Annotated in this window: 7 protein-coding genes; 2 read left to right on the top strand and 5 right to left on the bottom strand. The window is 41.4% G+C overall.

Translation table 11 applies throughout. The features are described 5' to 3' along the window. Positions 1-313: 313 nt before the first annotated feature. Both Q8P68_01770 and Q8P68_01765 read left to right on the top strand, forming a co-directional pair. A complete protein-coding gene (locus Q8P68_01770; protein MDP4007897.1) occupies positions 314-685 on the top strand; it encodes a YtxH domain-containing protein in 372 nt (123 codons plus the stop codon). 6 nt (positions 686-691) lie between these two features. Further along, entirely contained in the window at positions 692-2,449 is a 1,758-nt protein-coding gene (locus tag Q8P68_01765) for a VanW family protein (protein ID MDP4007896.1), read from the top strand. Here the strand turns inward: Q8P68_01765 and Q8P68_01760 are convergent. From Q8P68_01760 to Q8P68_01740, 5 genes are all read right to left on the bottom strand, one after another. Then, positions 2,430-7,382: an S-layer homology domain-containing protein gene (locus Q8P68_01760; GenBank protein MDP4007895.1), complete on the bottom strand. Its 4,953-nt coding sequence runs from the start codon at positions 7,380-7,382 to the stop codon at positions 2,430-2,432. The two genes, Q8P68_01765 and Q8P68_01760, sit on opposite strands and share 20 nt — an antisense overlap. 720 nt (positions 7,383-8,102) lie before the next feature. Beyond that, positions 8,103-8,786: an SHOCT domain-containing protein gene (locus tag Q8P68_01755; GenBank protein MDP4007894.1), complete on the bottom strand. Its 684-nt coding sequence runs from the start codon at positions 8,784-8,786 to the stop codon at positions 8,103-8,105. An 11-nt stretch (positions 8,787-8,797) separates the two neighbouring features. After that, entirely contained in the window at positions 8,798-9,121 is a 324-nt protein-coding gene (locus tag Q8P68_01750; protein MDP4007893.1) for a DsrE family protein, read from the bottom strand. 31 nt (positions 9,122-9,152) lie between these two features. Beyond that, positions 9,153-9,794, bottom strand: a complete 642-nt coding sequence (locus Q8P68_01745; GenBank protein MDP4007892.1) for a tetratricopeptide repeat protein — start codon at positions 9,792-9,794, stop codon at positions 9,153-9,155. Positions 9,795-9,796: 2 nt separating this feature from the next. Continuing rightward, entirely contained in the window at positions 9,797-10,747 is a 951-nt protein-coding gene (locus Q8P68_01740) for an AAA family ATPase (GenBank protein MDP4007891.1), read from the bottom strand. Between the last annotated feature and the right edge of the window lie 219 nt (positions 10,748-10,966).

The following is a 10,966-nucleotide window of genomic DNA, read 5'->3' as shown; positions in this document are numbered from 1 at the left end:
CTATAAAATACGTACTTCATGGCTTGTTCTTAAGAATGACATCTGAAGCACGGTGTTCAAGACGTGTGCGCGCGCACAGCCTTTGAAACACGGCGTTCAGCTGGCAAACTTCGCGCATAGCATTGCCCAATTTGTTTAAAGCCCCTACTAATCATTGACTTTCCGGGGCTGTTTGGAGGATAATACTTGCACTTAGCTCAAGTCACCCATGAAGAAGTCTTTTAAATCAAAGAGTCATCTAAAGCGAAATGCTTTCTTCGTTGTGGCCGGACTAACATCTCTATATTTTTTATACACCCTAAACAAAAACAAAATGGACAATATCGAAAACATACCTGATAAAGGCAAAAAACAAAGCACTATGGATAAAGTGATCTTTGGTCTTTTGATCGGTGGCGCGATCGGTTCTGTGCTCGGGCTAACAGTCGCTCCGGACAAAGGTAAAGCTACTCGTAAAGAAATCAAAAAACGTGGAGTGAAATTGTCTGAGAAAGGTCGTGAAATTTTAGATGAAAATGAAGATGCTGTCGCTGTAGTAACAAATAAATCAAAAGGTGTAATTGATTTTTTTGCAGACAAAATTCTCGGTCGCGAAAAGAAAGTTGCACGCAAATCAAGTATTCTAGATTGGCTTTCTGACATGGAAACTATTCCAAACGAAGACGCCGAAGAAATCTCACAATAGTTTTTAATGCTGACTCGAATCCTCAAAACAATATCTATCGCTGCTATTTTAGCAGTTTTGACTTTTGGAGGTAGTATCGGACTAAGGATTGCATTCGCCGAGGATGCTGTAAGCGATGCAGCTAACATAATCGGGCCGTTTGAGTTTTTTGATATACCGGTTACTTTTGTAATCGGCGAAGAGCCTATCGATATTCCTCTTATGAGTTTTTTGAAACGTAATGCGGATGGGAATCTTGTTTATCCAAAAGAAAATGAGGATTTTGAATTGGAATTAAAAAAAATATATTCTATTGCAGGGTTTATAAATAGATATGCGATCGATGCCAAAGTGTATTTAGATGATCATGATAAACTTGCTATTTCTGAAGAAAAAGTTGGGACGCGAATTGATATGACAAAACTTGAAACTGATGTGCGGAGCGCTATTACAAATTATGATATTAGTGCAATAACTGTTGAATATGAATTGGTACCACCTCGAACGGCGAAGGCGGATTTGGAAATATATTTACCAAGCCTTAATGATATAATCGCTCAGAAAATAATTTTGAAAACTCTGTCCGGAGAGGCGGGAAATGCGATTTCCGAAAAATACACCTTTGATATGAAAAGTCATTTTGATGCATTGGATATGAACTTCACTACTTATTTGGATTTTAGAGGAAAACGCATACCTGTTAGCATGATTACAGAAGATCCTCTCGCCGGGACCGTGCTAAAAACAGACTGGGTGCTCGGACTCAATATGCAAAAAATAGATGATTATATCAAAGAAAATCTAGCGTCAGAATTAGAAGTTCCCACTGAAAACGTGACGATAAATATGGAAATGCCGGAAAACAAAGATGATGAAAATTGGATTTATAATGCGAAAATTACTTTTGATGGAAGTGCGCAAAATGGAATCGTAGTCGATAGGGAAGCTTTGATAGGCGATATGTTGCGAGCCCTAAATAGTGATGATAAAAGTGTTAAAATCCGACTCAAAGAAGTGAAAGCGGAAGTGTTTGCTCCACAAGAATTAAAAGATCGTGGAATCACAGAATTATTTTCCGTTGGATATTCTAATTTCTCAGGTTCTTCATGGAAACGCGTACATAATATAAAAACCGGAATTGACCGTTTTAACGGAGTTATCATGCCAAAGGATGAGGTATTCTCATTTAACACGAGACTCGGGCCTGTAGATGGCGGAGCGGGCTACCTCGAAGAACTGGTGATCAAAGGTGATAAGACTGAACCTGACTTTGGCGGTGGACTTTGCCAAGTCTCAAGTACATTTTTCCGAGCCGGGCTATTTGGAGGACTTGATATAGCGGAACGCAAAGCTCATTCATATGCTGTTTCTTATTATGCTCGCCCGGGAGGCCATGGGCTGGACTGCACTATTTATCCGGGTGTTGCGGACTGCAAAATCCTCAATGATTCTCCAGGGGACCTACTCATACAAGCATATATCGATGGTAATGATGCATATTTTAAATTCTATGGAACACAAGATGGACGCACGGTCGGTCTTGATGGCCCTTATTACTCAAACCAAGCGGGGGCTCCTCCTGACAAAATCATATATGATCCAAATTTACCTGAAGATTATTACGAAGAAAAAGAACATCCACACAATGGCTTTGATGCAGTCTGGTATAGAACTGTCGTAAATTCACTTGGTGAAGAAATCAAACAAACATTCATCAGTCGCTATCAAGCACGTCCAAAAGTGATCCTCCGCGGAGGCACTAAACCTACCGAGGAAAGCGAATAAATTTTCGCTTAAGCACCCTGCTAATTGCACTAACAATACTTGACTCATCATCCAAACCAATTGAGTCCAGCTTAATTTTATCCGCTCCAAGGATCGAAGTCTTAAGGCTCACTCCGTTCGCCTTATCCTTCTTGTCACTTGCTTGCCTAATAATATTAAGCAATTTCACAAACTCCGCATTACTAATTGGCGCGTTTGGTTTAAACGTTCCATCTGAATACCCATTGATATATCCCTTTTCATAGAAATACGTAACATATGGAGCGTATTTGTCATCAACCTTTACGTCCTTAAATGGCGTTGAGCCAGACGTAATACCTTCGAGTGTTTTTGTGATAAATTCAGCTCTCTGCTTGACATCAGCTATCCTAAACAATAGGCTCAACGCCTCACCACGAGTGAGCTCTGTATTAAAATTCAAATCTTCTGATGATATAAATAATTGCCTTGCCTCCGCCACCTTCAACGACTCTTTGTTAAAATTCTCCACAACCGATTCAAGTGTCGGATCATCATCGGCAAGAAGCGATGTAACTACAACCAGCTTCAATGAATCCAATTGAGACAGCGGTCTATTTGGCTCAGAAACAATGTTCTCAATGAAACTTGCTAACTCCTTTGAGTTATCAACATTATCTGAAATCACCTTATTTTGCAGAAGCAATTTGAAATGTCTTTCACTCCATGGTGCGTCCTGCACTGCGACTGTTTCGATTGATTTCAACAGATTCCCTTGAGCGGTATTCGCGTAATTTCGCATAGGCCTAAGTACGAACCGGATTGATTGATTCAACTTATCAAGCTTACTTCTAACCGCATCTTCATCAACTTTTTTCACAGGTTCTTCCTGCGCAATCACGCCCCTATCTTCTCTGCTCACAAACTTCTCTTCTTTTAACTTAATAGCAATTTGCCTATCAAGCTTAGTCTCAACTTTGATTTCGATTTGTTTATCAGAGTTTGGCACTGGCGACGTCCACGACGGTGGAATTACTTGCAAATCTTTTGGTTTACCTACAAATAGTTGCCTCCTCTTTATTCTCTTAAATTTACTATTTGGGTCAAGGTATTGTGACTCACATGACTTAACGATTTTAGGGTCAAGATCTGAATTTCCAGGGCTACATATATTTTTTGGATCTGATTTAAGATTGATCAATTCGTACCTATCGGTATATCCATCATTATCAGTATCGCTATTTAATGGATCTGTGCCATAGATAGCTTCTTCGTCGTCAGTAAGTCCATCCTTATCGGTATCAACCTTGATTTCAATTGCGATGACTTCTCCAGATTTATCATCTTTGCTGACTGTACTTGAACTACCTGATTTAGTCGAACCTGATGAACCTGCAGTTGATGCCCCACTCACACCTGACGTATAAGTTCCAATTGCAGATACGCCTTCATTGTCATACAAATCTACTGCAATCAGCTTTGCGTAATAAAACACACCTGGACCAGTAATGCTCACATCAGTGATCGTTGTGGTGATTGTCGAAATTGTCGTTAAAGCGGAATCATTTGAAATTGTCCAATATGAAGCAGTGCCGGAGCAAGTACTCACATCTGTAGAGTTTTGGCCATAACAAAGAACGTACCTATCGAAATTGCTATCTGTAGCCTGGCTCCATGATGCCACTAAATAATTTGCATTATTCCTTGTAAGACCAATGTCTCCAAAACCTGTAGGTGCTGTATTATCCAAGACTATACTTGAAGCGGTAAGTGCACTTCCAGCCTCAATTCCATCAAATGGGGTCACTCTGACTTGTGCAGAGCTTGTATCAAAGTCCTCACCTCCATCATCCAATGTTGGCCATAGCACTGTAATAGTATTTGCTCCGATTGAGCTCAATATATACCCTGTGGCATTACCAACTTGATATGTATTATCGTTCTCAACATCGATATCTGGTGTTGCGGCGGATTGCGTAATATCATCCGCATCCTCACTCAAATTTAATTTCACCCATCCATCTCCAATATTATACTCCACCAAAGCTTGTAGTATATCATCATCATCCGCATCATCTATTGTAAATTGAATTGTCACATCACCACTTCCATCATCCGCTTGAGTTGCAGAGAGCCCGCTCAAAGTCGGCTTACCGTTGTTATTTGCTGTCGCTGTAGACAAAGTACTTTCATTTCCATATGAATCAACAGCCCAGATTTTTGCATAGTAAGTTGTATTTTCACTTAACCCTGCAATAGTTGTCGTAGCTGTACTAATAGTTGTTAAATTCGTATCATCTGAATCATCCCACTCTGATGCTGTTCCGGTTCGGTTTTCTACATCCGACTGATTTTCTCCAGACCAGATTACATAGTGGTCAAAAGCGCTTCCTTCACTTGTAGCCGCCGTCCATGTCCAAGTAATTGAACTTGAAGTCGTAGCACTTGACGTGAAACTTGCGAGGCCCGCAGGGCCTCCGTTATCCAATGAAAAACTTGTTGAAGTTCCAACCGAACTATCGATAATTGAGTCATTCGCTGTGACCCTAACTTGAATATCGCTTTGTTCGTCAGTAACTGCCCCATTTCCATTTGAGGCTGATTTTGAGTCCCAAACTATTGTTACCACTGTATCGGCCGCGTCCGTATCAATACCGTTAACCGTACCAATCTGGTATGTCTGTGCATCATCAAGATCAACAGATCCTGCTCCATCCGGAGTCGCTGATACTAGGTCAGCATCATAGAAGCTTGAACCACCATCTTCCGAATATTCTACTTTCAATTTTGTCTCGTCTCCATCTGCATCGGCAACGGTAGTTGAGAAAGTCACATATCCAGTCCCATCTGTTGCCTGAGAAATACTTCCAGGAGTTGAAACTGTCGGAGTTTGATTTGTTACAAAACTTATATCTGAAGAACATCCGCTATTTGAAGCGTTATCTACTGCACAGATAAGCGCATAATATGTTAGACCGGCAGTTAGGCCGGTGATTGTTGTTGTAGTTGTTGTTCTAATCGCTAGATTTTCATCGTCAGATGTGTCGTCCCACTCTACAGCAGTTCCATTCATGTTCTGTACATCTGTTTGGCTTGTCCCATACCAGATTTCGTAGTGATTGAAATTTGTATCAGATGTAGCAGTCCACGTCATATCGGCAGTTGTTCCGGAACCACTACTTTTTGCAAATGAACCAGGTGCATCAGGATCAAGTCCATCTGCAACTGCTTTACTTAAGAATGATGAGACTGAATTTCCTGCAGCGTCTAAGATAGCACTAGCTGTCATCCCTGCTGTGAAGGCAAGGTCTGCAGCTGTGAAGCCAAGACCAAGTGTTCCAACAGTCAAATCAAGTATACTTGCATCCCCTCCGTTGATAGCAACATTAGAAGAAGTGATTCCAGTAGCTGTCCATGCTCCCGCCTCACCAAATGTGACTGAATCAATCGATTCAGACATTGTTATTTGTATATTAGTCGTTGAAGTTGTTACTGCTGAGACAAATACCGGAGCAGCTCCATCATCACCTGTCACGGTGGTCGCATTCGCCATTTCCGTGGATGTCGCATCGTCCACAATTGATGTCGTACCTCCGGTTGCATACGTTGGATCTATTGTGATACTTGTATCATTTGGTGCATCCACACTACAATCCACGCTCAAAACAAGCGTGTCAGTTCCGGTTACCGCACTACCATCAAAATCACTTGCAACCGAACATTGGCTGAGTGTAATGGAGTCCAAACCATCTGCAACGCCATTTGGATCGCTAACTGTCACGTTTTGATTGAAAACAATCGTCAACCTATCAACGGACGTACCGCTTGAAACAGACGTTGTCGCTGAGTTAAAGCTAAGAAGCTGAATGGTATTCACGCTTCCGTTCGATCCGTCTGCTTGCGGACCGTATGTCTGATCGGCACCGCCCCCCTTAGCACCCCCTGTCGCATTTCCAGATGCGCTGAGTGTTCCTGGTAAATTATCAACATCCGTGTTGTAGTAGCCGAGATAAATCATTCCACCTCCTCCACCTCCCCCGTCTCCTGTTAAGTTATTCGCTCCAGCTCCTCCAACAGCAACAATCGATCCCGTACCAGCGATGGTTCCGGTGGTGATATTAATAGACCCTCCGGCGCCTCCACCTGTCGCATTATCTCCATATGCAATATCTCCAACGCCTCCATTTGCAGAAATAGTTCCGTTGATGGTTAATGTGCCCGTGACTGAGAGACGCACAACACCCCCTCCATGCGCACCTGCTGCGTAACCATAAGTACCTGAAGATGATCCGTACATAACAGGATTCAATGCCGTATCATATGTTGTTCCCCCTGCGCCAACATCGTTCACAACTGAGTGTCCACCAGATCCTCCAGCACCACCATGTCCCGCGCCCCCGCTCCCCTTTTTGCCCGCTGTATATCCTGCTGTGTTCAATGTACAAACATTAGAACCGTTAGGACCAAAACCGCTGGTGGTAACTCCAGCGTCTCTTCCTTGGCAACCATTATTCGATACATTAACCGTACCAGTTGCACTCACCGTCATATCACCTCCAACAACCATACTAACAGTATATGTTGTTTCTGCAGTTGTACCAGCAGGTTGATGTGTAATATTGGCTCCGTCATAAACCGTTACGTTACCACTCGTTGTAAGCGCCGTGCCACCGAGCGCGTTGTATTTAAAAACAAGTGACGGCGTTGTTGTACCTCCGCTGTTACCGAGCGTGATACTCCCAAGCGTGACGCCCGGTGCAGCCGTCAAAAGCACGGCCGCGTTTGCATCAATCGTCACGTCATCTCCTGTTGTTGGACAGGCATCGGAAGACCAGTTGGTACACGTACTCCATGTCAAATCTCCGTCATCACCATCCCATGTAACAGACGCCGCAAATACATATTGAGCTGAATTCACGTATAGTATTATATAGATAACGCTAATAAATATGTTTTTTATTATATTCCAGTCCATTTTGTATTATTTATATTTTATATATCGTGTTATTTTAGCACATAGAGTACCCAGATTCAAAGTTAAAACCGAGAAACTGTTTCAAAAACCTGTGGGTGTCATCGTGTAAGTATCAGCGAATTAGTTTCCATTGTTGAGTAAAAGAGTATTTTTAAGGTTTTTCTCAAACTGTCCTCAGATTTAACTCCGTAGAATGTCTTGAACCTTTTGGCTGTCTGAATAAGTTATTATCACAAAACAATTCGTCAGAACAAAATGAGGGTACAATCCAACAAGGAAATACTAAAATGGCTTATACAAGCCCAACTCAATCACTTTTTCCCCGGGGAAAATTTTGTGGCGGAGGCAATCTTTATCATTCCGCTCGTCCTTAAAACCGATCTTTCCCTTCGTTCTTAAAACCAACCTTCCCCTTCATCCTCTGGGAAGTCTATCTTTTCCTCCTCAACTTTTTTGAAATCAAAATGGCCTCCCTCCGCCATTAAATGAATGAAAAAGTCTGCCCGGGCAGACTTTGACGTGTGGGCGCAGACGGAGAAGCAGAGGTACTTTTCGGTACTTTCGTTCGCATGTTGGAACCTCGCCTTCTCCTTCACATTCGCATGCCGATAAAGGTGAGTTGACGAATGATGAGTTTGAAAATGAAAATGGCTTGTTTGAGCTATTATATGAGCCTAAAAGTGTGCGGCCGCACACTTTTGAAAGTCAGAAAATAAGCAGTTATTTTAAATCTTTTTTCTTTTCTTCAAACTCTTTTTTGTTGATGTCGCCTTTTGCGTATCTCTCTTTGAGGATATCCAGGGCAGTTTTGTTATTTTCACTTTCAGTCTTATTTTGACCGGTTATCCATTTTACCAAGGCAACGATACCGGCGATGATTAAGACCCACCAAAGGATCATAAACACCCAGCCGAATCCGGCAAAAGGCGCAAAACCAAAGTTCATCATAGACATAGGGTTAGTTAAATTATTATTTAATGCCGATGAGTTCGACCAGTCGCCCATCATGCCACCGCCCATCATCATGTTTTGGGGCATGGCTGCGTTTGGTTCACAATCGCTCATTCTTTTTCCCATTGCGACGTGCATTTCTTCTTCACCTTCTTCGCCGAGCATAGCGATCATCATGTTATTCATTGCCTCGTGCGAATCACCGGTCATTTGACCCATAAAGTATTCGCCAAGCGCACCAAAATTTTCATCGGATAAATCTTCACATTTTAATTCGCCAGCTTGAAGTTTGCCCCGGACTTCCTTTCCCTCGGCTTCTTCGCGAGCGGTATGTCCATCATCGTTTTGCGTTGACGTGTTATTAAAATCCATCATGCCTTCCGCAAATGAGAGCAGAGGGACAGAAAGACTGAACGCAAAAATTAAGATTGCGAGCGTAAGTATTTTTTTCATAAGATTTAAGATTAAAAAGTTAAAATTTTATCGCTTTCTTGAACAAGCGCATATAGATCTTTCATTGTGCTTATCGGGCATGTATTGGTAGCTTCTTTATTCCTCGATTTTAAACAAGTGCCACATGCCAAAATTTTAGCATTTTCAGATTTTAAAAATTCTGCTATTTGTTCTTGGAGGTTGAATTTTTCCGAACTGCCCGTTTCATACTCTACACCTTCTCCAATCAGGAAAATTTTAACTTCGTCGCCTTGCTTGAGAGCAAAATTTGCTAAACGTAAAGCGTTCCAATTTGTTTCCGGATTTTTTTGACTGATGATAATTCCCAGTTTCATAGTATTTTTGTTAATTGATAATTTGGAGATTTTACAGATTTTCTATGTAAGTTCGAAGTTCGATGTTTTCAGGTTCAATTTCGAAGGCTTTTTCGTACATTTCTTTGGCTTCTTTTGGGTGTCCTAATTTTTCGTATACGTAACCTGCTTGCATGAAATTCTCGGCATAATCACGATTCATTTCAAGACCATATAGGTAAGCATCCAGAGCCTCTTCAAGCTTCTCTTGCATGAGCAAGACTTCCCCTAGATTCACAAAGTGTTTCGCGTCCAATTTGAGCTTCGTCAGCTCCTTATATAGAGCTTCCGCCTTCTCCCAGTCATGTCTTTTGATATGCACGATTCCCATTTGGTGTTGGATATGTGGGTCGTTGCCGCTTAGCTCCAAAAGTTCGACCACGCATGCCTCAGCATCATCCACTTCATTATTATCAAAATGATATTCGACCTTGTGAAGTAGTGATTTTATGTGTGATTCGTTTGCAATGCGCCCCCTCCCTTCGATTGATGCATCGTCTATTTGGCCAAGCTCACGCGCTCGCACCTTGGCCCTTTCTTCAGCTTGCATCTGCTTGTATAGGTCATGACTTTTGATAAAAAGCTTCTTCCTATGATTGTAAATCATAAGCAAAAGTATAAAACTAATTCCCGCTATTATTAATCCTATTGTCATATTTAAGTCTCTAGTAAAATATTCTCAAGTAGTAGCTTGGTGTTAACATTGTAATCCAATTGTTGCTTCAGAGATTCTATCTTCTCGATGAGTGTAAGTAAATGTTCGACTGAGAAATCTGAAGTAAGTTCAGGTAGTTCAGTTAAGTGTGCACCTTGCCCGGTTTTTGCAAGTAGCATTGAACGCATTATGTGAGTCAGCATTTCGAGCATTTTTCTCGATTTTAGCTTATCCTCAGATATTTTCTTTATAAAGTTAAATTTTGAACTAACAGACCCTCCCTGCAACAGATTAACCAAAACATCATAAAGTTCTTTGGTTTCGCGCAGATCATCCTGATTATTTATAAGTCTAAAAAATTTCCCTATAGAACCAAATGCAAAAGTCTTTGCCCTAAGACATGTTTGTTCATCCACAACGACTCCGGTTTTTTTTAAATACTCATCCAATGCCTCATTTGTCACTTGTGAAAATTTAACCAATCTACAACGCGATTTTATAGTGTCCAGAACATTCGTTATGTCATTTGTAGTAAGCAAAAATATCGTTTTTTCATCCGGCTCCTCAAGTGTTTTGAGGAGGCAGTTCGCAGATGGCAAAGTCATCCGCTCAATATCTTCAATCATCACAATTTTATAATTGCTCTGGCCGGTCGTCGACAATTTCCAAATCAAACTCTTGATCTCATCAATCTTTATACTCTTTCCATTATCAATCATCGCCAAAGTGTCATAGTGAGAATTTTTATCTATTTGAACACACGTCGAGCATTTGCCACAAAGCCCATTTGAACATTGAAGGATATTTGCAAAAGTCTTCGCAAGCCTGAATTTACCAACTTCTGACGGCCCATAAAAAAGATACGCATGCGCCAAATTCCCTTGATTCACATCAGTCTCAAGTTGATTTCTTTGACTTTCATGCCCCGCCAATTGCCAATCGTAATTATGCATAATTTATAATGTTTTTGGGCTTTATTTTTACGCCCTTTAAAGGGTTTTTGCAAGTTTTGCACTGAACCACGGAAAATCTGGTTCTTTAAACAAATTGGGCAATGCTGTGCGCGCACACGTCTTGAACGCCGTACTTCAGACGTCATTCCCGGGAACGGGCGTCGAATGCCGTATTTCAAAGTTCAATCTCCATGAAAACGCTTTGAAATGTGTACTTCA

The sequence above is a fragment of the Candidatus Peregrinibacteria bacterium genome (genome assembly GCA_030700255.1).
Lineage (GTDB): Bacteria > Patescibacteriota > Gracilibacteria > UBA1369 > JABINC01 > JABINC01.
Note: the sequence above shows the minus strand (reverse complement) of the source record. Positions and strands in the feature narration are given on the sequence as shown.